The sequence below is a fragment of the Mesorhizobium sp. CNPSo 4688 genome (genome assembly GCF_057784295.1).
The window spans coordinates 88,835-110,987 of the sequence record NZ_JBWLUY010000015.1 but is presented as its reverse complement, the minus strand read 5'-3'; the positions used below and the strand labels follow the sequence as shown (position 1 = coordinate 110,987).

25 protein-coding genes and 1 pseudogene are annotated in these 22,153 nt (G+C 59.7%); 17 read left to right on the top strand and 9 right to left on the bottom strand.

The features are described from left to right. Positions 1–325: 325 nt before the first annotated feature. The 6 genes from AC04SH_RS26245 to AC04SH_RS26220 all read left to right on the top strand — a co-directional run bounded on the left by AC04SH_RS26245 (position 326) and on the right by AC04SH_RS26220 (position 5,598). Positions 326–1,435 (top strand): radical SAM protein, encoded by a 1,110-nt coding sequence (locus AC04SH_RS26245; RefSeq protein ID WP_488480703.1) that lies wholly within the window; start codon positions 326–328, stop codon positions 1,433–1,435. Next, on the top strand, positions 1,426–2,016 hold the full coding sequence (locus AC04SH_RS26240) for a 3'-5' exonuclease (RefSeq protein WP_488577188.1): 591 nt from the start codon (positions 1,426–1,428) through the stop codon (positions 2,014–2,016). The genes AC04SH_RS26245 and AC04SH_RS26240 overlap by 10 nt, the downstream gene beginning before the upstream one ends. Next, positions 2,013–2,606: an AAA family ATPase gene (locus AC04SH_RS26235; protein WP_488480701.1), complete on the top strand. Its 594-nt coding sequence runs from the start codon at positions 2,013–2,015 to the stop codon at positions 2,604–2,606. Before AC04SH_RS26240 ends, AC04SH_RS26235 begins: the two co-directional genes overlap by 4 nt. Continuing rightward, positions 2,606–3,100 carry a hypothetical protein gene (locus AC04SH_RS26230; RefSeq protein ID WP_488480700.1) on the top strand — a complete coding sequence of 165 codons (495 nt, stop codon included), beginning with the start codon at positions 2,606–2,608 and terminating at the stop codon, positions 3,098–3,100. Before AC04SH_RS26235 ends, AC04SH_RS26230 begins: the two co-directional genes overlap by 1 nt. 283 nt (positions 3,101–3,383) lie before the next feature. Then, positions 3,384–5,036, top strand: a complete 1,653-nt coding sequence (locus tag AC04SH_RS26225; protein WP_488480699.1) for an anti-phage dCTP deaminase — start codon at positions 3,384–3,386, stop codon at positions 5,034–5,036. Between the two features lies 1 nt (position 5,037). Beyond that, on the top strand, positions 5,038–5,598 hold the full coding sequence (locus tag AC04SH_RS26220) for a hypothetical protein (RefSeq protein WP_488480698.1): 561 nt from the start codon (positions 5,038–5,040) through the stop codon (positions 5,596–5,598). A gap of 103 nt (positions 5,599–5,701) precedes the next feature. Here the strand turns inward: AC04SH_RS26220 and AC04SH_RS26215 are convergent, their stop codons facing one another. Next, a complete protein-coding gene (locus AC04SH_RS26215; RefSeq protein WP_488480744.1) occupies positions 5,702–6,841 on the bottom strand; it encodes an ImmA/IrrE family metallo-endopeptidase in 1,140 nt (379 codons plus the stop codon). A gap of 8 nt (positions 6,842–6,849) precedes the next feature. Next, the gene (locus AC04SH_RS26210) at positions 6,850–7,467 is read right to left on the bottom strand and encodes a hypothetical protein (RefSeq protein ID WP_488480697.1); all 618 of its coding nucleotides are present in this window, start codon (positions 7,465–7,467) and stop codon (positions 6,850–6,852) included. Between the two features lie 240 nt (positions 7,468–7,707). Here AC04SH_RS26210 and AC04SH_RS26205 point away from each other — a divergent pair, with 240 nt between their 5' ends. Together AC04SH_RS26205 and AC04SH_RS26200 are read left to right on the top strand one after the other, a co-directional pair. Continuing rightward, positions 7,708–8,094: a hypothetical protein gene (locus AC04SH_RS26205; protein ID WP_488480696.1), complete on the top strand. Its 387-nt coding sequence runs from the start codon at positions 7,708–7,710 to the stop codon at positions 8,092–8,094. After that, on the top strand, positions 8,091–8,615 hold the full coding sequence (locus AC04SH_RS26200) for an RES family NAD+ phosphorylase (protein WP_488480695.1): 525 nt from the start codon (positions 8,091–8,093) through the stop codon (positions 8,613–8,615). Before AC04SH_RS26205 ends, AC04SH_RS26200 begins: the two co-directional genes overlap by 4 nt. Positions 8,616–8,669: 54 nt before the next feature. Here the strand turns inward: AC04SH_RS26200 and scpB (AC04SH_RS26195) are convergent, their stop codons facing one another. The 4 genes from scpB (AC04SH_RS26195) to AC04SH_RS26180 form a co-directional block, all read right to left on the bottom strand. Continuing rightward, a complete protein-coding gene (gene scpB / locus AC04SH_RS26195; RefSeq protein WP_488577187.1) occupies positions 8,670–9,356 on the bottom strand; it encodes an SMC-Scp complex subunit ScpB in 687 nt (228 codons plus the stop codon). Between the two features lie 2 nt (positions 9,357–9,358). Next, on the bottom strand, positions 9,359–10,312 hold the full coding sequence (locus AC04SH_RS26190) for a DUF1403 family protein (RefSeq protein ID WP_488577186.1): 954 nt from the start codon (positions 10,310–10,312) through the stop codon (positions 9,359–9,361). A 122-nt stretch (positions 10,313–10,434) separates the two neighbouring features. After that, a complete protein-coding gene (locus tag AC04SH_RS26185) occupies positions 10,435–10,806 on the bottom strand; it encodes an N-acetyltransferase (protein ID WP_488480692.1) in 372 nt (123 codons plus the stop codon). Beyond that, entirely contained in the window at positions 10,803–11,081 is a 279-nt protein-coding gene (locus AC04SH_RS26180) for a type II toxin-antitoxin system TacA family antitoxin (protein ID WP_488480691.1), read from the bottom strand. Before AC04SH_RS26180 ends, AC04SH_RS26185 begins: the two co-directional genes overlap by 4 nt. 161 nt (positions 11,082–11,242) lie before the next feature. On the opposite strand from AC04SH_RS26180, the gene AC04SH_RS26175 reads away from it, so the two are divergent. The 9 genes and pseudogenes from AC04SH_RS26175 (at position 11,243) to scpB (AC04SH_RS26135) (ending at position 19,850) form a co-directional block, all read left to right on the top strand. Next, positions 11,243–12,331, top strand: a complete 1,089-nt coding sequence (locus AC04SH_RS26175; protein WP_488480743.1) for a site-specific integrase — start codon at positions 11,243–11,245, stop codon at positions 12,329–12,331. A 188-nt stretch (positions 12,332–12,519) separates the two neighbouring features. Further along, on the top strand, positions 12,520–12,732 hold the full coding sequence (locus tag AC04SH_RS26170) for an AAA family ATPase (RefSeq protein WP_488480690.1): 213 nt from the start codon (positions 12,520–12,522) through the stop codon (positions 12,730–12,732). After that, positions 12,686–13,224: pseudogene (locus tag AC04SH_RS26165) on the top strand (ATP-binding protein); the annotation flags it as partial. The gene AC04SH_RS26170 and the pseudogene AC04SH_RS26165, both read left to right, overlap by 47 nt. A 127-nt stretch (positions 13,225–13,351) precedes the next feature. Continuing rightward, entirely contained in the window at positions 13,352–13,636 is a 285-nt protein-coding gene (locus tag AC04SH_RS26160) for a DUF4143 domain-containing protein (RefSeq protein ID WP_488480689.1), read from the top strand. Between the two features lie 592 nt (positions 13,637–14,228). Beyond that, positions 14,229–15,437 (top strand): plasmid partitioning protein RepA, encoded by a 1,209-nt coding sequence (gene repA / locus AC04SH_RS26155; protein WP_488480742.1) that lies wholly within the window; start codon positions 14,229–14,231, stop codon positions 15,435–15,437. A gap of 73 nt (positions 15,438–15,510) precedes the next feature. Then, positions 15,511–16,497, top strand: a complete 987-nt coding sequence (gene repB, locus AC04SH_RS26150; protein ID WP_488480688.1) for a plasmid partitioning protein RepB — start codon at positions 15,511–15,513, stop codon at positions 16,495–16,497. Between the two features lie 155 nt (positions 16,498–16,652). Next, positions 16,653–17,858, top strand: coding sequence for a plasmid replication protein RepC (gene repC, locus AC04SH_RS26145; protein ID WP_488480687.1), 1,206 nt, complete (start codon positions 16,653–16,655; stop codon positions 17,856–17,858). A 319-nt stretch (positions 17,859–18,177) separates the two neighbouring features. Next, positions 18,178–19,131: a DUF1403 family protein gene (locus AC04SH_RS26140; protein WP_488480741.1), complete on the top strand. Its 954-nt coding sequence runs from the start codon at positions 18,178–18,180 to the stop codon at positions 19,129–19,131. Positions 19,132–19,133: 2 nt separating this feature from the next. Beyond that, positions 19,134–19,850: an SMC-Scp complex subunit ScpB gene (gene scpB, locus AC04SH_RS26135; RefSeq protein ID WP_488480686.1), complete on the top strand. Its 717-nt coding sequence runs from the start codon at positions 19,134–19,136 to the stop codon at positions 19,848–19,850. Positions 19,851–20,190: 340 nt separating this feature from the next. Here scpB (AC04SH_RS26135) and AC04SH_RS26130 read toward each other — a convergent pair whose 3' ends face one another. The 3 genes from AC04SH_RS26130 to AC04SH_RS26120 all read right to left on the bottom strand — a co-directional run bounded on the left by AC04SH_RS26130 (position 20,191) and on the right by AC04SH_RS26120 (position 22,148). Continuing rightward, entirely contained in the window at positions 20,191–20,739 is a 549-nt protein-coding gene (locus AC04SH_RS26130) for a hypothetical protein (RefSeq protein ID WP_488480685.1), read from the bottom strand. Between the two features lie 141 nt (positions 20,740–20,880). Continuing rightward, the gene (locus AC04SH_RS26125) at positions 20,881–21,582 is read right to left on the bottom strand and encodes a hypothetical protein (RefSeq protein ID WP_488498534.1); all 702 of its coding nucleotides are present in this window, start codon (positions 21,580–21,582) and stop codon (positions 20,881–20,883) included. Continuing rightward, a complete protein-coding gene (locus AC04SH_RS26120; protein ID WP_488480683.1) occupies positions 21,579–22,148 on the bottom strand; it encodes a hypothetical protein in 570 nt (189 codons plus the stop codon). The genes AC04SH_RS26125 and AC04SH_RS26120 overlap by 4 nt, the downstream gene beginning before the upstream one ends. Positions 22,149–22,153: the final 5 nt, after the last annotated feature.

Below are 22,153 nucleotides of genomic sequence, written 5' to 3'. Positions count from 1 at the left end.
AGCTGCCTCGATTGGTAGGGGGCAAGCATGTCAGTGCGGACCACTGCAACTGTTACCGCTGCGGCCAGCGTTGATCCGATCTCGGGAGCTGGCTTACCCATCGCGCCCCGACCCTGGATATCGGCCTGCACGTCTCCGACGGTTCTCCTTGCAGCTGGAATTTTCACTGACGGATGGCACGAAAAAGACGGAAGAGGCCGTATGTACTCACTCCATTCTAGACATTGCTGCTTCTTAGTGTGGGCGGAATGTTGCTTTCCGGTGACAGACCAAGCTACGCTCTCTCTATTCGGCGGATTCGTCGATCTTTCGGGGGGAGGGCTGATTGGTTGAACTTCGTATGGCCGGCAGGAATTTACCGGCAGTCTTGAGGGATGTCGTCGACTACAGAAAATCAGGCTTGAGCTTGAATCACGTCGTAGGGTGCCCTCTCGACTGCGGCTATTGCGTGCGCCATCTATTCGACAATTATGACATGAAAAAACCACACCTGGTCATGTCGGACGACAGTGCCGTCGAAACCTTGGTGACCCACTGGGCCTTTCGAGCCAACACCACGCCGCTTCAGATCTTCAACAGAGCGACCGACCCCTTTCTGCCCGGCGTCAAAGACCACCTCTTCGCCTGCCTCGAAGCGTTGGATGCCAAGGGGCTGTCGAACCCAATGCTGGTAATCACGCGTTGGCATATCGTACCAGACGATGTCACCCGACTTGAACGTCTATCCAACCTGCGCGTTACCGTGCTGATCACTTGGTCCGGCATTGATGACCAGCGCATAGAACCCGTTGACAGCGCCATCGCAGAGCGATCATTGTCTACTCTTGCCAACCATAAAAGACGGACTAAGTCGGTACTCTATTGGAGACCGTTGATAGCGGGACTAAACGACACCGATCGGCATCTGCGCCGCGCAAGTGAGCTAGCCGAAATGGCAGATGCCACCGCCTTTACCGGCCTTTTCTATAGAGAGCAGATAAAGGCCCACTTTGAGGCCGCAGGCGTGCCCGAAATGTATGACACCATTGCACGCCGCAAGATCTTACCGCGAGAACTGGAGCTGAAAGTAATTGCCGCGTTCGGGATGCGGCCCTTGTTCCGAAAGACCTCCTGTGCAGTCGCGTTCGCCCACGGTATCGCGGACTATAATGGCCATTTCGGGATACGCGAAGTTTGCGACATTTGTCCGGCCCGACAATTGGCGATATGCGCGCGGCATCACGTGAGGCCAGATCCCGAAACTGTTGCAGCCCTTGCGGCCTCTGTCGGTTTGGACACCTCCGACGTCCGCATCAGCGAACGGAACATCGAAGTTCTCGGTAGCCAGGAGCAGCAGCGGTACTTTATGCAGCATGCACTGAATTATCAGGTCCATGATCGAGCGCAGCCGCATCACCACGGCAGACACGGCAGAGCGGAAGTCGGATGGGAATAGAGCACGAGACTTTTTTCGTAATGGATGTCGAAGGGAGCGGAACCACTCCACCTGAAATCGTTGAACTTGCCATCACGCCTATCAACGATCTCAAAATCGGAGCGCGGCGGTGGGAATGGCGCGTGCAACCGAATGGACCAATAGCAACCGCTGCAACGCGGATCCACGGCATTACCCAAGACGACGTTGCTGAGGCGCCTTCGATTGACGATATCGCCGGCGAGATAATGACTTGGACGGATGGACAGAGAATCATTGGCCACAACGTCCGAGTGGAGCTCGAAACCATTTCTAGAGCGATTCCCGGTTGGAAGCCTTCAATGGCAATCGACACGCTTCGGTTGGCGAAGGCCACTCGTCCAGGGATGGCATCCTATGGGCTCGAGAGTCTCAGTCAGGCTCTGAACATTTCGGAAGAAGCGGCGCGACTAACCGGAGGACGCCATCACTCAGCAGCCTTCGACACCGTGGTCACCGCGCTTCTGTTCATCGAACTCATCTCAAGCATGCCAGCCAACTCAAGAATGACGGCTTTGATGGACGCCGATATCCTCAACAATCGCCAAGGGGTGCTTCTGTGAAAAAGCCTCCCTTCATGATCGGAATCGCTGGAACACATTCAACCGGCAAATCTACCTTTGTCTCCAGCGTGGCCGAAAAATTTGAAGGTCGCGGTTTGAGCGTGGGCCAGATCGGTGATCTCGCCACCAAGGCACGCGATGCAGGCTTTCCTATCCTGACCGATCACACGTATGAAAGCACGTTGTGGATCATCGCCGAAGGCATGCGGCAGGAGGCGGAGGCGCTGCGTACGAGCGACATTGTTCTTGTCGATCGTCCGGTCCCGGATGCCCTGGGCTACCTCACGGCAGCTTTGGAGGTTTCATCCCGCACGATCAGTCGGGAACGACTTTCAGAATTGCAGACTGTGGTCGCTGCCCATGCCACACGGTACGATCTGCTAATCATCACTGAGTTGGATCACGCAATTCCGCTCGGTCCAGAGCGCGACACGAACGAGGCGTTCCGCGTAGCTGCAGGCGAGCATGTAGCGGCTGTGATCGACCAGGTCCGGCCCCAAGCCATTCGCATGACATCAAAGAATGCCGACGAAGTCGTGGCTGGTGCCGTCGAACAGGCTCTTGGCTATTTCAGCAAACGGGGTTCTTGATGTCCTTGTTGGAAGTTCGAACCGCCATAGACATGATGATCAATTCCGCCGCCAATGGTCGCGATATCAGCACAAAGGCTTTGATCGACGCTTTGCGAAAAGGTCATGCCGAGATCATCTCGGCCGCGCGGTCAGAACTCGAAACCATCGCGTTGATCAAGATTGTCAACGAAGTCGCCCGCCGGCGCGTCCGCGAGGTGCCAGGTCAGGGCGAGCTTTTTGCAGACTATTCCGGCATCTGGCAAACTATTGCTGTCAAAAGCCGCGGATCGGACGGCAAACTGCGCTACAACCGTAAGGCGATAAATGATGCTACGCCCGAGGAGGTTGAAGCCTGGCTGCAAGAACACACACAGACGCGCCGCAGTCAGCCAGAGAAATTTGTTGGTATGCGCCGCATGCTAGAGGATGCAAGGAAGGTTGATGGGGCCAACGGCGCCACCATTGGCAGCCTCCTGGCCGAGAAGCGCCGCCGAGAGCTGGCCGCGGAGTAGCTCACAACCTTAAGCTCTATGAGCCTTGCAGTGCATCACGATTGTAGGCCTCCTCGGCTAGCGTTGCGATCCCCATCCGAATGGTCTCAGTTTTCTCAGTTCCCATCCTTACAGTCCGCTAAATCATCCGGCACTCTCCCTCACGTGCCGGGCTTCTGTAAGTAGTGCAACATCGGAGGTTCTTCTGGATTTCGTGATTATACAAGTGCTATAGGCGCTTGCACTTTGCGAGTTCTTCGATATGGAAAAAGAATAAGCCAAATGGGGATGGGGAAGCGCTGGCATGGCGAGATCGACGGCCGTTAGGAAGATTGAACAGAAAGCTGGTCAAAAGCCGGATAGCAAGGCCGTTTTGGCTGGGAATCACTCGAAAGAGCTTTTCTTTGCCGTTGTCGGTCCGGTAGGGGCAGGTGCGTCCCAGGCTATCAAGGCACTGCAACGCGTCTGCAAGTCCGGGGACTATGAAGTTCACCTGATCAAGGCAAGCGACTTGATCCGAACCTGGGCAAATGAGAACGGCCTGGCCTTCCCCGGTGTCGGGACCAAGACCTTGGAAGTGGTTACCGAGTTGCAGAACTTCGGTGACTCGATGCGCGAGCATGACATGGCCGAAGTCGCCAAAACAGCAATGCGCGAAATCGCCCAGCGACGTGCCAATCGCACGGGTCAGACTTATGTCAAGGGGGAGAAGGTTATTCCCGACAGCGCCAAGCGCGTCTATCTTATCGATTCGATAAGGCACCCGGCCGAAATTCACCTGTTACGCAGAACGTACGGCAACGCATTCGGGCTGATCGGAGTTGTATGCGAGGAGGGCGTGCGTCGCGCACGAATTCTCGAGAAATACTTCCGCGGTCCGGAGAAAGGGCTGCCCGAAACACAGAACGCCGTCGACCGATTCATGGATCGTGACTCGGACGACTCCAGTCGCAAGCATGGCCAGCATGTGACCGAGGCGTTCTACGAGGCCGATTTCTTTATTGACAATACCCGTGACGACCCGAACGGCACCAAGAACCTGCTCGACACCGATTTGAGCAGGTTTGTTAGCATCATCTCGCATGACCGTGTGGAGCGGCCTACCATAGAAGAGACCGCGATGCACCATGCCCACTCCGCGCGCGTGCGCAGCGCCTGTCTATCCCGACAGGTGGGCGCGGCATTGGTCGACGCCGATGGAACTGTGGTTGCGACCGGAACGAACGAAGTGCCGGCAGCCGGAGGTGGTGTTTATGGTGAGCGCTTCGCGACGTCAAGCAGAGGCGTTGACGATCATCGTTGCGCGTTCCGCACCGAGGCGTACTGCAGCAGCAATCGTGAGCAAAACGACATCATCGACAACTTGATCGAGGTCATTCCGGAACTGAAACAGGTTTCGGACAAAATCGACCTGGCTGCGCGCATCCGGAAGACTCGGCTGGGGGGTCTTATAGAGTTCAGTCGTGCGGTCCATGCCGAAATGGATGCGCTGCTGTCGGCCGGGCGCGAAGGTGTCTCGACCGTCGGTACCCGCCTATTCGTCACGACATATCCGTGCCACTATTGCGCCAGACACATCGTCAGTGCCGGCGTGTACGAAGTTCAGTTCATCGAGCCATACCCCAAGAGCCTGGCCAGAAAGTTGCATAGCGATTCCATCGAAGTGACCCCGTCCGAGTGGGTACCGCCGGTCCCAAAGAGCATCGGTGCCGCGCGGGCACAGCTGCGTACCGCTTCGGACGTCGATAAGGACGACGTTAAGCTCAATGAGCCTAAGGTGCTTTTCAGACCGTTCGTAGGGGTAGCACCCCGGATGTACGTCCGTGCATTCGAGAAGACGTGGCAACTCAAGAATAAGACAAGCGGTGAATTTGAGATGCGGGCACCAGAATGGGGTAGCGAATGGACCACCTTGACGGTAGGCTATCCCGAACTCGAAGCAGCCTTGGCGAAATAGCGTGGCGAAACCGCAACTCACACTCGTCGAGAATACCGGAAGCTGGCATAGCAGCGTCGATGGTCGCGTTGTCGCGCAGACGCATGAGATCGCCACCCGTGGTACTGTGCAGAACTCACCACGCGCTGATCAGCTCGATTTGTTCGACGAGCTTGCTCTTCCCGATTTGCGCGTTTTCGTCGTTGCCATGGATACCGTGCACGGCCGGACGCTTCAAAAGGCAGTGCTGTCTAGCAAACCTAGGTCGGTGATCGATCTGCGATACGCAGCTCGTTTTGACCAATACGGATCTGACAGGGATACGTTGTTTGCCTATTTCAAGTCGGTCGGCTCTTACTATGCCTTGGACTCAATGCCTTGGCATGACCTTTCCATCCGCGACTTCATGACAGAAGGAGGTGTTCAAGTCCCCAGAGTTCATCATGAGCTGGTCGAGCTGGACAGAGGGGCAGTGATGCTCTTCGTTCCAAAGCCTCAGCACGCCAGCATGCTCATTGCGTACCTGAACCGGACGCTCTCGGCCAAAGCCAAGACCAGTTGGCGGATCGAGCAGATCGGCTGATTTTAGAGGGAGCCGCCGGTTCCCGACTCCGTACCTCGCCGTATCTTCTTAGCTTCTTTCCCTACCGAATCTCATAACGTGAGGTCAAACGCGGAAACAGCACCTACAAGAGCTTATTTGTACCCAACGGTACAACATTGTCGGGTAACGTCGGCATGCGTTCCCCGGTAAGTCGCGCAAATAGCTCGGGGGCCATGCCAAGATTGGCAAGCAGGTGGTAAAGGACAATCGGGTCACGGTTGGAAATCCAGCTGATGGCCGCGCGCAGCAGCTCTGGCTCCTCGATCGCAACCCGTTCGTCGTAGCGCTCCGCCTTAGCTTGCCCGGTCTTTACCAGTTGGATGTTGGCGGTGCGATATTGCGCAGCGTCGATTAGGCCCAGATCAAAAGCGCGCCGGGCGATGGCGCGTACCGAAACCTTCCAACGAAGCTTCATTGCAAAAAGTGCATTCCAATCGAGAGTCCGACGACTTCGAGGAAATTCACGCGCGAACGCGGTGCGGGGGATCAAAAATGCCCCGGCGAACCGATGCGCCTCCCCTTCAGTGACACTGTCGCCGGTCAGTATGCCTTGATGCATGATCAGGTGAGCGGCTTCATGTGCGAGGTCGAAGCGTAGGCGGGCGCCCGCAACTTTGGCCGTTGAGCGAACGATTATGGGCCGGCGCCGAGCCATAGACAACGCATCGATGCGCTCGGTGAGATCATCGAAGTGGACCACCACCGCACCAGCATTCTCCACGACACGCATCATACTTGTGATTGGACCATCGAGGCCCAGGCCCCAATGCTGTCGAGCATTCTCGGCAATGCGCTCTATCGCGTCTGGCGAAGCGGGACGCGGCTCTTCTGGAAAGTCGACCATCGGCATGCGTACCTGACCCTCGAGCGCGTCAACTAGCGCTTCCAGAGCTGTTCCTCGGGCCACAGCCTGCGCAGTCAGCGCTCGTGGGGCGCTCGCCAGCCGGCGGAAGTGGCAGTCTTCTTCACGGACGGGGTTTGTCGCCGGCGTTGCAAAGAAAGCAGGCGTCACCGCGAGTGCAGCTGCTAAAGCGTCACGCATCTCGTCGGTTGGTTCCTTGGCGCCTGTTTCAAGCTGATGAACAAACTGCCGGCTGGCCGCTACAAGCCCGCCTAGCTCATCGAGCGACAGCCCTGCGAGCAGTCGCGCCAATCGGAGCTTGTCGCCGTAAAAGAAACACGCCCGATCCTCCCGGACTGGGCCCGGCGGACTTCCTTTCATTGCCACGCTTACACCTCGTAGGAAGAGGAGGCGATATCGTTGCCATGCTCGTCCTCATCGTACCGGCGATCGCCGACAGACGGCGATGAAAGTTCAATACCCTCAGGCCGCGCTTCGTCCAGGAGAACGATCAAAGGCTCCGCTTCAGCAAGTGGCAAAGGCCACACGAGTTCGGCCTGGTCGTAGCGTAACGCGACGAAGCTTGCTCCAAGGAGCGCGCCATCCATGTCGGTCGTTACACCGATTCGAAACAGCATGCCGGCGGTCGGAATGCCTGGCTCCAGGTCAAGCAGCAGTTGCTCGAAGGGAGTGGCAATCGAAATCTTTGCGGTAGGCTCTGTAGGATCTCCGCGCCAGAAGCGCATTGGAATACCGCCGATGCTGAACTGGAAATGCTTGCCGGGATCAATGACCCTCAGCCATTCGAAACCCGGTGTGCCGGCAGCCTTTGCGATCTGAAAGCAGCCGTAGTTGTAGGCGCAGACTCCCAAGGTCCAATTGTCGTCTCCGATTGTGGGGTCGAAACGATCGACTGCACTGCCGCGGCCCAGGGCGAGCAGCTGTGCAACTTTAACCAGCCGTTCAACGGTCAACTCGGGGTGATAGTCCCAAGGCAGCATCTTCACACTCTCTTTCCGAATTGGGCATTTTTTAGAGTCTGTCAACCATAAGCGCTATTGTCAACCAATATGCGCCGAACGGTCGAGTTGGGCGTGGTGATCACAATTTTGAACCGCGGACATGGCCACCACTGCTGACGCTGCTATCGCTGCAGCCTTCCTCGTTCGCGTAGTGACAGAACTCTGTTCACTTGCTATGCGCTGAAATGTGCATATATTGTGCGTATGAGAGGTCGGAGTTTTGCCATGACCCACGCACAGATCGCACAATCGAAAGTGGTCTCAGGGTTTGTCGATAGCCTGCAGGAGCCGCGTACGCCTTATATCTCGCCGAAGCGCCTGTCACAGGCGCTTGGCGTGAAGGTGGCCAATCTGGCCCAGTTGACCGGCGTCCACCGCAACACGCTCCGCAACCCGTCATCGGAGCGCCTGCAGGGCCGGATGCGCGAAATGGTGAAAGTGATCTCGGCGGCAACGGAGCTCTCCGGCGACGTGGACAAGGCAATCTACTGGTATCGCAACGAGCCCATCGCGGACTATGGCCATCGCACGGCGGCCGAACTCGTCGCGGACGGCCAGGTCGAAGCAGTCCTGGCCTTCATCCGGGATCTCGAGAACGGGGCCCGCGGGTGAAGGTCACCCGCGTCGGGCCGGACGAGATCTTCCATCGCTATCTGACACCCAAATGGGCTTTCCTGCCCACCAGCGGTGCAGGCGCGGCGATCGACGGCGGTCGTTTCAACCGGCCAGGCGTCGAAGCACTCTATCTGTCCCGTTCGACGCAGACGGCTCTTGACGAATACAAGCAGGGCGCCAGCATCGTCCCGCCGGCAACGCTTGCCGCCTACAAGATCACGCTCGGCCAGGTGGCCGACCTTTCGCAGGGATTCGACCCGGACATCTGGGACGGCGCTTGGCAGGAATGGGATTGTGCCTGGCGCCAGGTCGCTCGCATTGACAAGAAGATCCCGCCATCGTGGAAGCTTGCGGACCTGATCATCACGGCCGGGCTTCGCGGCATCCTGTTCCCGTCGCTGCGTCACGCCGGCGGCACCAATCTGGTGATCTTTCCGGCCAATCTTGTCGACGGCGATCATGTCGCGGTTCACGATCCCGATGACCGGCTCCCGCACGACCAATCGTCCTGGTCCTGAGTCATTGACCGTCTCTGTGGTCGCAACGCGACAACGCCCGCTCACAACACCTGCTCAGACGATATCGTCCTCGCCCTCCCTATTAGCCAACCCGGCCGGAATATCCCCGGCCAGCAGCTTCTCCTTCGACAGCAGCCCTGCGTCCTCAAGCGCCTCGAAATCCGGCAGCTGGCGCAGCGTGTCGAGCCCGAACTGCGACAGAAAATTTTTGGTCGTCACATAGGTGTAGGGGGCCCCCGGCTGCGGGCTGCGCGGCCCCGAGGCAATCAGCTCCTGTCCCCGCAGCACGCCGATCAGATCGCGCGACACCTCCTTGCCAAAGAAGCTGGACAGTTCGCCACGCGTGATCGGCTGGAAATAGGCAATGCACATCAAGACCAGCGCCTCCGACTGCGTCAGCACTTTTGTCCCCTCGCCCGCTGCCGTGCCGAAGGCGGCGTGAATGGTGTCGCCGAAAACCTTTTTGGTCCGGTGCTGCCAGCCGCCGGCGACCGCAACCAGCTCGTAGGGGCGGCCGGCGAGCTCGGCACGGATGTCGTCGATGATCAGCTCAATATTGCAGTGTCTTCCCACCACCCGCGCGAGGACACTGCGTGTTACCGGTTCGCTGGCGGAAAAAATGACCGCTTCGACGCGGCCCATCCATTCGCGCCAGCGCAGCTCTGGCGGCAGGTGCTCGAGCTCGGTGTCCAGCAGCGCCGGCTGATCGTTCGGTTTGCGGCGGGCCGACGCTTCGCTCATCCCTATAGCCCAAACAGCCGGAAGCTGGTGCGACCCGACAGCTCGCGCACGGCCTCAAGTTGTTGCAGCCGCTCGAACAGCCGTCGAACCGCAAACCGCGACAGGTTTTTGGTGGTCACGGAGCCGGGCACGGCATCCTCATTCAGGAGCAAAAAAATCACGTCGCCAGCGCCTTTCGCGCGCAGCTTCGGCGCGATGGCGATGAGCTTTTCGGCACGGCGCGACAGCTCGGCGGCCAGCCGGCAGGCATCGGTCGCCGCGTGGACCAGCGCCACGCAGACCGCGCGCTCAAAACCTTTTTGGCCCGGCCGGATTCTTTTGCCGCCATTTTCGGCGCGGAAGGCCGGCAAAAAAACCTGGGTCATCAGCAGCGGCAGCGGCAGCGGCCAGCGCAGGCTTTGCGCCAGCACAAGGTCGGCCAGCCACCAGGCCAAAAGCTCGGCATCAGGCCGCATGGCGGCGACACGGGCGGCGATTGCTGCCGCGGCGAACGGCCCCGGCTGCTGCGACCCCGCTACTTCCTCGATCTCCGTGCAGAGGTCAGCGAGAGCCGCGCCGTCCCAATGGAGCCCAAGCTGATCAACGATCTTCTCGAGCCGGTCAGTGCTGGCGGCAACCGGCTGCAGGGCCAACTGGCGCCAGGCACCGAGGATGGAGCCGGCGGGGCCAGGATCGGCGCCAGCCGGGCAAAGCTGCCAGGCATCGCGAAGGGCGGCCTCGTCTTCGGCTCGGCCGGCGAGCCGCATGCTGGCCGCCGCGCAGCGAAGCGCCAGCCGCTGCCGCCACGCCCCGGTCCAGCAGGCCTGTGCGCGCACTAGAGTGTCAAGCGCGCCCAAGGCGGCGCCGGCCTGGAAGGCAGCATCGGCTTCGCTCGGCGCGCCCCCGGCGGCAATCGCCCAGGCCGGAACGACCGGCGGGGCGGCGGAGCTGGCGGTCGCGAGATCGAGGCGAATCATGATTTGCGAGGGTAAAGCTCTCGTGCGCTTTGTACCATCATTTTCATGCCAAAACGCACAGCCTGTCGACGCTACAGAACGAGCGATAATCTTGCATTATCGTTCGTTGTTGAGAAACATGCTCAGAGATGGCCCGCAGCCCGCAAATCCGCCGCGAATGTCGCCAGATGGATCGCCAGCCGAAGCGGCTGACCTTGCGGCTGGCCTTGTATGCGCTCGGCGCCGAAAGAGGCGTACCAATCGGCCGCGCGTTCGCTCTTGGCGTCGATGATCAAAAGGATACGGCCGCCCTCCATCACCAGCCGCAGACACCGCCTGGCCGCGGCCGCCAGCAGCTGACCGCCCAGCCCCTGCCCCGCTACCGACCTGTCGGTGGCGATGCGGGTAAGCAGAAAACCCGGCATGTCGTGACGCATGTCCGCGTCGCCGCAATCGAAGCCGCCGCGATCGTGCGCCTTCGAAATCGGCTCCTCGTGCCAGGCCGGAAGGCTCATCGATCACGCGGCAAGGCGGCGATCGCGGCGCGCAGCTTTTCGTTCGGCGGAGGCGGGTTGTCCAGCAGCTCCAGAATGCGCAGGAAATCCCGCTCCGAAACCTCTATCTTCTCGGCGTTCCTGATCACCGCTTCGGCCTCGCGCAACGCCGCGCGGGTAACGAACTCCGTCAAATCGGCATGCACGAGCGCGGCCGCCCGCATCAGCGTCGCCTTCTGCTGCGCCGCTACCCGCAGGTTCATCCGCTCATTCGCTTCAATCGCTGCCCGAGGCATGAATCCCTCTTCACTCCCTGGCTATTCAACGACCAAGGCATATTCGGGGCTGACATTCCAGCCAATCGTCCCCGACATGATATGTTGCGAATCATAGTTGAGGATCCGCGAGATTGCCCGGACAAGATGACCTGCCTGATATCGTGGAGATCGTCCACGCCATGGGGCGAGATGCCGCTGAAGAGTCAAATGCGCGGTTGACGGCCGCCAGGAATGGTCCCTCCCCTGCCCTGCCGCAGCGAAATCCTGTCGACCGGCGCTTGCCCGGCCACCTCGAGCACCTCGCCGATCGCGCCCGGGACTATGTCGAGGCAGCGAGTTCCGCCAATACCCGCCGCGCCTATAGCTCGGACTGGAAGCACTTTGCCGGCTGGTGCCGGCGCCAGGTCGTCGAGATGTTTCCGCCCGATCCGCAGGTCGTCGGCCTCTACATCACCGCTTGCGCCTCCGGCAAGGCTACCGGCGACAAGAAACCTAACGCGGTGGCGACGATCGAACGCCGGCTTTCCTCCCTGACCTGGAACTATGCGCAGCGCGGCCAGCCGCTCGACCGCAAGGACCGGCATATCGCCACCGTAATGGCCGGTATCCGCAACACCCACGCGTCCCCTCTCCGGCAGAAGGAAGCGATCCAGCCCAAGGATTTGATTGCCATGCTGGAGACGCTTCCCCGCGGCACCCTACGCGGTTTGCGCGACCGTGCCATGCTGCTGCTCGGCTTCGCGGGCGGCCTGCGCCGCTCGGAAATCGTCGGCCTCGACGTGGCCAGGGATCAAACCGAGGATAGTCGTGGCTGGGTCGAGATCCTTGAAAAAGGGCTGCTCGTCACCCTGCGCGGCAAGACCGGCTGGCGTGAGGTCGAGATCGGTCGCGGCTCGTCCGACGCCACCTGCCCAGTGGTGGCGCTGGAGACTTGGCTGAAGCTTGCCCGCGTCGCCCACGGCCCGCTGTTTCGACGCGTGACCGGCCAAGGCAAGACAGTGGGAACAGATCGGTTGAACGATCAGGAAGTCGCCCGTCTCGTCAAGCGTGCGGCACTCGCCGCCGGCGTACGCGGCGACCTGTCGGAAGGCGAGCGTGGCCAAAAGTTTTCCGGCCATTCGCTGCGCGCAGGCCTCGCTTCCTCCGCCGAAGTTGATGAACGCTATGTGCAGAAGCAGCTTGGCCACGCCTCGGCGGAGATGACACGCCGTTACCAACGCCGGCGAGACCGTTTTCGCGTCAATCTCACCAAGGCGTCGGGACTGTAGAGGACGGAGCCCCTCCCCTGAAATCTGGCGGACCTCTTCCAGATTCGGGCGTGCGTGCGAATAGCTTAGGCTGCCCGCGATCTCGCGGGTCCGTCCTTGCAAATCAGGAATTGCACTCCATAATTGCCAGGATGATTAAGTGCCGGATCGGAACGCAACTCGCCTAGCTTATAAACACCCTCCCAGCGGTGGCGCTAATTGGGACGCGCCAGGTCGGCAAGACTACGCTTGCGCTCGAAACAGCCGAGATACGGCCGTCGATCTATCTCGATCTCGAGTCCGATGCGGACAGAGCCAAGCTCGCGGAACCGGAGCTCTACCTTGCCGAGCATGAAGACGAGTTGGTGATCCTCGATGAGGTCCATCGCTTCCAAACCTTTTCCAAAATCTTCGTGGCTTGATCGACCGCGGTCGCCGCAGCGGGAAGAAGACCGGGCGCTTTCTGCTGCTGGGGTCCGCTTCCTCGATCTCCTCAGGCAGAGTGGCGAGACGCTCGCCGGCCGTATCGCCTATCTTGAAATGCATCCGATTTATGGACAGGAGGTGCCGGCCGAACAGCTGAACCCTTTGAGGGTGTGCGGAGGCTTTCCCGACAGCTTTCTGGCGGCAAGCGACCGCGCCAGTCAGCGGTGGCGGCAGGACTTCATCTGCACCTACCTCGAACGCGATATCCCGCTGCTCGGGCTCGGGCCTCGCATTCCGGCCGAAATGCTGCGCCGCTTCTGGACCATGCTGGCACATCATCAATCCGGCCTCCTCAACGCTGCCGACTTCGCCAGGGCCCTCGGAGTCGATCGCAAGACAATTGCCTCGTACTTCAACTGCTGCTCGATCTGCTGCTGGTGCGAAGGCTCGAGCCGCGGCATGCCAATGTCGGAAAACGTCTGGTCAAGTCGCCGCGGGTTCACGTGCGCGACAGCGGCATTTCACATACGCTGCTTGGACTGACAACCCTTGAGGACATCCTCGCTCACCCCGTTGCCGGCGCCAGCTGGGAAGGTTTTGTCATCGAGACATTGATTGCGGTCGCACCGTCCGGCACAGAAGCCAACTTCTATCGCACATCCGCCGGGGGCCGAGATCGACCTCCTCTTGACCCCTCCAGGCAGCCGCCCTTGGGCGATCGAAATCAAGCGCAGCCCGACGCCAAAAGTGGAGAAGGGCTTTCATCTGGCGTGCGAAGACGTAAATCCGAGCCGTCGCCTCGTGGTCTATCCGGAAGCAGAGCGCTTTCCGTTGAAACATGACGTCGAGGCGGTGCTGCTTCATATCCTTGCGAAAACACTGGCCGACCTTGGCGAATAGGCTTTTCGCCCGGCCCTCTGTCTTTTGCCGCCGGCTCCACCGGCACACAGGCACGGCGTATCACTCTTTCGCTGGCCCGCTGAGCCCTTCTCAAAGCAAGTCGCAGTCTGGACTGCGCGATGCTCGCTGGAAACAGAGCGAGACTGGCCAGCCCAAAAATTGGTCGTTTCAGGCCAGTGCTGTGTGAGAGCCGCCATTGCCGCTAATTGCCCCAGTGTGAGATAGCCAGCGCCGGTACTTGAATCTTGTCGGTCCCGTGATCTCGATGACTTGACATAGATCGCCCCCACATCGCCCCAGCTTTGGAGGGGTTATCGCTAGGCGATACCAAGCACGGGCGAATTGGAGGCTCCTGCTGCTGCCGAACGAGAACCTCAAAACGAGTTTTCTTGTCCGCTGACAAAATCAGCAAATTGGGTAGCGTATTCAATCCCTTGACGCGGTTTATACTGGTCTTGCCGCGCAGTATGCGATTGGAGGGCGTTTAACCTGTTGTTAACTTAAAACTTCTTGCCGGCACGAGCGAATCGGACATAATGACGGTTGCTTGGCCGCATTCCGCCAAAAATCGTTTTTAGAGAGTCTTGATCGAATGAACGTGAGTTCGCCCGTTCCCGCGAAAAGTCCTTTGCTGTTCGAGAAACGCATCCTCGAACAAGGGGAGCAGATATCAAAAAAGTTGCACCTTCTCTCGATGCAGCGGTTTCCTCCCCATGCCAAGAAGAATCTGCGTCCTTTTTCGTTGGCGGAGGTAGCGACGTATCTCGGTGTTTCTCAGAGCCATCTAAAAAAACTACATCTAGAAGGCAAAGGGCCGGTACCTGAAACCTCGTCTTCTGGGAGACGATCCTACGCGGCCGGGCAGATGATCGAGCTACGCCAATACCTTGACCAACACGGGCGATCCGATGCCCGCATGTATGTTCCCCATCGTCGATCCGGCGAGAAACTTCAAATACTAGCTGTGGTTAATTTCAAAGGAGGTAGCGGCAAAACAACGACAGCAGCTCATCTCGCCCAGTATCTCGCTCTGACGGGACACCGTGTATTGGCTGTCGACCTCGATCCCCAGGCGTCGCTGTCTTCACTGCACGGGTTCCAGCCAGAACTCGACCAGACGAAATCGCTCTACGATGCGATCCGCTACGACGACGAGAAGGTCTCTCTCTCGGAAATTATCAGGCCAACAAATTTCCCAGGACTGGATATCGTCCCGGCGAACCTTGAGCTGCAGGAATTCGAATACGATACGCCTTTGGCAATGACGGACAGGACGTCTAACGTGGGAAGGGCCTTCTTCACGCGCATCTCGACGGCATTGGAGGAGGTCGACGCCCTGTATGATGTCGTTGTTATCGATTGCCCACCGCAACTGGGGTATTTGACAATTACGGCGTTGACCGCGGCAACGTCGGTCTTGATAACCATTCATCCGCAGATGCTCGACGTCATGTCGATGGGCCAATTCCTGTTGATGCTCGGGAATATTCTGGAGCCGATCCGGGCAGCGGGCGCCGAGGTGAACTTGGAGTGGTATCGCTATCTTATAACGCGATACGAGCCGACGGATCAGCCCCAGGCGCAGATGGTAGCGTTCCTCCACACGCTTTTTGGTGAGTTCATCCTGAAGAACCAGATGCTGAAATCCACGGCGATTTCTGATGCGGGGATTACCAAGCAGAGCCTCTACGAAGTCGAAAAAAACGTGATGACGCGTTCCACATACGAGCGAGCAATGGATGCACTCGATCTCGTAAACGGAGAAATCGCCACGTTGATACATAAAGCATGGGGGCGCTGACTTGTCCGCTGACAAAAGGGGACTTTTGCGCTGTGCTTTCAACAGACTAGGTTGTATCCGGAGGTAGACTAAGATGGCGCGTAAGAATCTTCTTTCCGGCCTCGCAGAGACGGAGACAGACGAGCAACAGACATCTAGCTCAACCGCGGCCTATCCGATTCGCGGTGCCTCGAAATCCATGATCCGCTCCGTTAACGAATTGGCAAAGCAGGCGGATGCGTACCTTGAAGGTGAGCATGTAGTCGAACTCGACCCGAACGCTATTGACGGCTCGTTCGTTTCCGATCGCATGGATGACGACAGAGAACAATATCAGGAACTATTGGAAGCGATTCAGGAGAGGGGTCAGGATTCCCCCATTCTTGTGCGCCCCCATCCGAGCATCGAAGGCCGCTTCATGATCGTCTTTGGGCATCGGAGGGTCCGGGTGGCCCGAGATCTCCGACGGAAGGTTAGGGCGGTCATCAAGGACATTGACGATAAGGCTCATGTCATTGCTCAGGGCCAGGAGAATTCTGCCCGAGCAAATCTTAGTTTTATCGAGAAGGCGACGTTCGCAAAGCGTCTCGAGGAGTTGAATTACGACAGAGATGTCATCTCGTCGGCATTGGCAGCGAACGCCGCCGCCGTCTCAAAGATGGTGTCGGTTGCTACCCGGATCCCGCCATCTGTCATAAACAAAATTGGATCAGCTCCATCTATAGGCCGCGAGCGCTGGGTTGAGCTATCTCTGCTCGTCGGCAAGAGATCGGACATAGTCGATGAAATCCTCTCAGAACCCGAGTTCATTGGGCTGGAGAGTAACCGACGCTTTGAACAGTTGTTCATGGCGCTCAACGCAAAGGAAAAGCGCGTCCGTAAGGCCGGTGTGAAGCCCGTTGCACAATCGTGGGCACCGGATGACAGGTCAGTTAGCGTCAGCGTCCAAAGAGCAGGGAAGGCCGTCACGATCGCCGTAAAGGAGACGGACGGCAGCCGCTTTGGAACTTGGATCTCTGACAATCTGCAAGGTCTCTATGAGGCTTTCAGAAAGTCGGGGAAAACAGCAACAGGAGACTAAAACCGCAAAAGAAAAAGGCCCCCGAACGTCGCCGTCGCGGAAGCCCTTCTCGTAGATCGCACTTCGAGAATCTCATTTCCGCGAATCACTGTCAAGAGACATAGCGTCGGTTTTCGGCGAGCGGATTTCTTTTGCCTTATTGAAAGGTGAGGGAAATGGAGAGTGGATACGCGACGACGCCCTTTGGGCGGCGGCCGATGACGCTTGCCTTGGTGAAGGCGAACACGGCAGCACGAGAGATTCCTGAAGGAGCTCTTGTCGAAAAATGGCAGGTCTATCGCTGGCTGTGCGAAGGCAAGACTGTCGTGGGTGTGGGAGACCGCGCCCTGGCCGTGCTGAGCGGGCTCTTGTCTTTCTATCCGGACGACCAAATCAGCGAGGAAAATGGCCTGATGGTCTTTCCCTCAAATGCGCAGCTGTCGCTTCGCACACACGGCATGCCCAGTTCCACATTGCGGCGACACTTGGCCGAGCTGGTGAGTTGCGGCCTGGTTATCCGCCGTGACAGTCCAAACGGGAAAAGGTTCGCCCGGAAGGGAAGGGGTGGTGCGATCGAGGAAGCCTTCGGGTTCTCGCTGGCGCCGCTGCTGGCGCGGGCAGTTGAGTTTCAGCATGCTGCCGAAAAGGTACGGGCCGACAGCAAGGCGCTCAGGTTAATGAGGGAGCGGATTACGCTCCATCGTCGCGATATCTACAAACTGGTCGAGGCTGCGATCGAGGAGGGTGTTCCTGGCGACTGGGGAGCCGTCTGGAGGCGCTTTAGAGCCGTTGTGGATGCAATCCCGCGCAGGGCAGGGCTCCCCGAGCTGGAGGCAATTGTTGCGGACCTGACAACGCTTCATGATGAAGTGGATATCATGCTGGAAAACTTCACAAATTCCACGAATCCTAGCGCCAATGAGTCCCAAAATGAGCGGCAGCAATCTGATTCAAACACAGAATCCATTTTTGTATTTGAACCAGCTTTCGAAAAAAGCAGGGCGGCGGTCGAGCCAAGGCAGGGAACCGATGAGAAGCTGAAAAGCTATCCGATAGGGCTGGTGCTGAAAGCGTGCCCCGAAATTTCAGACTATGCGGTGCAGGGGATCGGAAACTGGCGCGATTTGATGATTACCGCGGCCCAGGTGAGAGGCTACCTTGGTATTTCGCCCTCGGCATACGAGGAAGCTTGCCATGAAATGGGCCAGGAGGTCGCCGCCATTGTGATTGCCTGCATCTTGCAGCGCGCCCAGCATATCAACTCGGCTGGCGGTTATCTGCGGGTTTTGACCGAAAAGGCGAGGGCAGGGCAGTTTTCCGTCGGACCGATGCTGATGGCGGCGCTGAAGGCGAATGGCTTGACGGCGAGGATGGCCGGATGAGAAATGTGGGCGCCCTGTTCTTGACGACCATGTTAGGCGGTAGTTTTGACGCGCCTACGATGATAGATACGCACAGAGCGTCCATCACATCGGCCGAGGGTTTTCCTGCCCAGAGAGGGGAGGGGGGCCGGGGCGTATCCTCTTCGGTCAATTCCTTAGCCCGCGTAGGTTTTCGGGCTGCAGGATTCAGCGATCCATGGTCTGGGAGACTCTATCCAAGATTCGAAAGGATTATCATTCGTTTTGGCGTGCCGACGGGCTGTGCGTTTTGGCGCGAAAAGCATGGCACAAAGCGCACGTTGGCTTTACCCTCGAAATCATGATTCGCCTCGATCCCGCGACCGCCAGCTCCGCCGCACCGCCGGCCGTTCCGGCCTGGGCGCTAGCGCACGCGCGCGACGCCAGCGACGCCGACGCCGCCTTCCATGCCGGCGCGGCCTTGGCCACCCTCGACACGCTCGCCCGCGCGCAGCCGGCCTGGGCCGGCGTTTGGCGGCAACGATTGGCGCTCAATTGCGCCGCCGCCGGCATGCGGCTCGCCGGCCGCGCCGAGGACGCGGCCGCCTTGCGCGACGCCTGGTACCTGCGCCAGGCCGGGGCCGACCCCGGACCCGCCGGCTCCATCTTCGGCGCCTGGCGGCAGTTGGCCGGACAGCCGCCCGTCGCTACCCCTGACCGGCTCGAAAAGATACTCGACCAACTTGGCCTCCATTGGGAGGTCAAGACGCTGGCCGCGCTTTGTGAACACATCGACGACATGGCGCGCTCGGGGCGGCCGGCGCCGTTCGCCGCCGCTGCGATCGCCGCTCACGTCGTCGCCATCCGTCCCGATGCGGAGCTTTTGGCCTGGTGGCTCGCCGACCTGGTACTAGCGCAAAGCCTGCGCTGGCCGCGACCGCTGCCGCTCCTGATGGCGCAAACCTTTGGTCCGGCTTTTCGTGCCGAGGCCGGCGGCAAGCGCATCCGGCCGGCGGAGAGAGATTTTGAGCGCGCGGTCTGCGTGGCGTTTGTTCAGGCGGCGGCGCAGGCCTGCCGGCTGGCCACCGAGCTGTCGCGCCGCGCCGCAAAACTCCTGGCGGTGGCGCCGAAATTGCGCGCCAAGGGTGCCGGCGAGGTGGTCTTCCTGCTGCTCAACGAAGACGCCGTCTCTGGATCGCTGACGACGAAGAATCTGTCGCGCTTTGCATCCCGGCGGCTGTTCGAGCGGCTGCAGCACCTGGAGGCCGTGCGCGAGCTCTCCGACCGTCCCACCTTCCGGCTGTTTGGACTCTAGCGATGAGCGAAGCCTCTGCCCGGCACAAGACGAACGATCAGCCGGCGCTGCTTGACACCGAGCTCGATCACCTGCCGCCAGAGCTGCGCTGGCGCGAATGGATGGGCCGCGTCGAAGCGGTCATTTTTTCCGCCAGCGAACCGGTAACACGTAGTGTCCTCGCGCGGGTGGTGGGAAGAAACTGCAATATTGAGCTGATCATCGATGACATCCGTGCCGAGCTCGCAGGGCGCCCCTACGAGCTGGTGTCCGTCGCCGGCGGCTGGCAGCACCGGACTAAAAAGGCCTTTGGAGACATCATTCACGCCGCATTTGGCACAGCCGGGAAGGGGACAAAAGAACTGTCGCAGTCGGAGGCGCTCGTGCTGATGTGCATTGCCTATTTCCAACCGATCACGCGTGGCGAACTGTCGTCCTTTTTCGGCAAGGAGGTGTCGCGCGATCTGATCGGTGTGCTACGCGTACAGGACCTCATCGCCTCGGGGCCGCGCAGCCCGCAGCCGGGCGCGCCTTACACCTATGTGACGACCAAGAATTTTCTGTCGCAGTTCGGGCTCGACACGCTGCGCCAGCTGCCAGATTTCGAGGCGCTCGAGGATGCCGGACTGCTATCAAAGGAAAAGCTGTTGGCGGGCGATATTCCAACCGGCCTGGCGGGCGGAGAGGGCGACTACGACAAAGAGGCAGAGGACGAGGTGGTTGACGACCCTCTGTCTTGAATGGTCGTTGCGCGTCGCACCCTTGACCGCAGCCGGCAAGTCATGGCCACGAAGACCGGTTTTCTGCGGCAGCCGATGATCGGGTTCATGGTCCGCAACATGATTACCTTTCGACAAGGTTGTGCTGTCGTGAACACTCCTGTCGGCTGGCACGGTGCGGAAGGCGCTGAAAGCGTCGAGGCAGGGCGCGCGCGAACTGGTCGGCGCGCGCCAGCCTGCTAGTTTACGGGCCGGGGGAGTTCCCGGGCGTGGGGGCTCATTTAGGGCCACAAAAAAGAAGAGGGCAATCGTACGCTAGAGGCGAAAAGGGTTGGGGTTGCCGCTGCCGCTCCGTCGCGAGCTATCGGCGTAAATTTGGCTTGTCCGCCCTAACATAAAGGTTCGGCGCCGCCCCAACATCAATGAGCTCGATCCCAGATCCAGACCTGCCGCGCACAATCGAGAGAGCACCGCAATCGTCGCGGTCCTGTTCGACCGCCCCAACAAGCCCTTCGATGAAGGCGACCTGCTGGTGCGCTTCAAGTTCCGCCCAGAAGCCGTCTGTCGCAACCAGCAGTGGCCGGTCGTCGAGTTGGATCGAATTCAGATCCGGAGCAATGAAGCGCTTCGAGCGGAAGCTACGCGTGAGCCTGTGCCGCGCGGGGTCCTTCGCGACACTCTCGATCGCTACGGGCAGCAGCGGGTTGGCGAGCGTATGCGGCTGCATCAGCCATGCGATCCGTCGATCCTCCTTTAGTCGGCCTACGAGGCAATCGCCTGCATGCAACACCAAGGCTGGGCCCGTCTCTTCAAGGTGCAGAAGGCAGTAGCTGGCGGAATCGGTGCGAAAGTCTGTCGCGAGCGTCGCATGGGTCATGCGAAGCTGGGCGATCGCGATGTTGGCGGTCACCTCTTCAGTCCCAGCTACGAACCAGTCGACCATACGACGTTGGCCGAACCTGACGTCGATCCATCGAGAACGGTGGCCAGGACGGCGTCGCCGCGGATGCCTATGCCTGCATGGTCTCGGTTGTCGGCCGTCCGCGTCATGTCAGCGCGCTTCGAGGGTGCTGATCGCGACCAGCCGCTGGTAAACGATGTCGACACGGCCCGCCGGTCCGCGAATGTTTCCCTCAAGGAAATGGTCGAAGTTCGGATCGTCGAGTAGCGCCGCAATCTGTTTGGCGATGTAGACCCGGATTTCCGGCTCTGCTCTCGCGATCTCCTCGACGAGCTCTTCCCGCCCGTCGACCAGAAGGAGAATGTCCTCGGCGTCTCGGCTGCCGATGAGGTCGCCTTCGCCTCGTCCGCGGTAAGCCTCCAACTTGGTCGCGACAAACAGCTCCGGAGTAAGGCGCCGGATCTTCAGCGCCTCCTCCAGCTCTTCTGGTACGGCCGTCTCGATCCCTTTTGCGTACCAGCGATTGCTGAAGCCCAGGATCGCCTTGTCGTCCGGCATGAAGTCTACCTTGAGCTCGCCAAGCTTCATGCGGCAGATGACGGTGTCATCAACCGCTTCGGTGAAGCCGCGTGCGCGCAAGCGCTCCGTCAGCTCGACCCATTCTGCAAAGCCAGCGAGATCGACGATCAGGTCGACATCGTCGGTCGCTCTCACCCCTTCGAGAACGATGGGGTCGGTGATGTAGAGCGCGGTCGTGCAGCCGCCGACGAAGACCAGACGCGCGCGTAACTCCTCGCCAAGCGCCTCGGCGACGGTCTTCAGCATCGCTTTCAACTGACCCTGGACTGTCATTCCAGCCTCTGTGCGAGCAGGTCGGCGGCGTGCTTGCTTTCGCGCTGATTACCGATGCGGATCGCGTCGATGAGGGCGAGATAGGCATAGAGCCGCTTATCTTTCTCGCAGGCCTCCGGCACGCTTTTGAAGAGCGGATCGACCGATTGACCCATGTCTTTTGCGTGCGCGTACGGCCAGACGCAGATGAGATTGCCGGCGCTGTGCAGGGATTCCCGCAGCACAGGGGCGGCGAACGCCGTCGGCAACCCGCGCTGCATGGCGCCAGGTCTCGCCGGAAAGACGAATTTCAGACCGTGGACGATGAACTCGCGCAGATGGCGCCGGCTCGGTTTGGTCCGACCTGTCTTCCTATCCTTGATCGCGAGGCCCGACACGATGCTGCGCTTGAGCGAAGCGCTGATCTCGGTCTTGCTGATTCCGAGTGCTGCTTCGAGAGCGCGCACGGAATAGGGATCCTCGCCCGCGGCTAGCCCGGCCGGTGGAGATTCATGACCGATATCCTTTGCGTCGTCCTCCAAGCTCGCCAGCTTGAACAGGACGACAACATCCTGGCTCTTCATCATGAGCG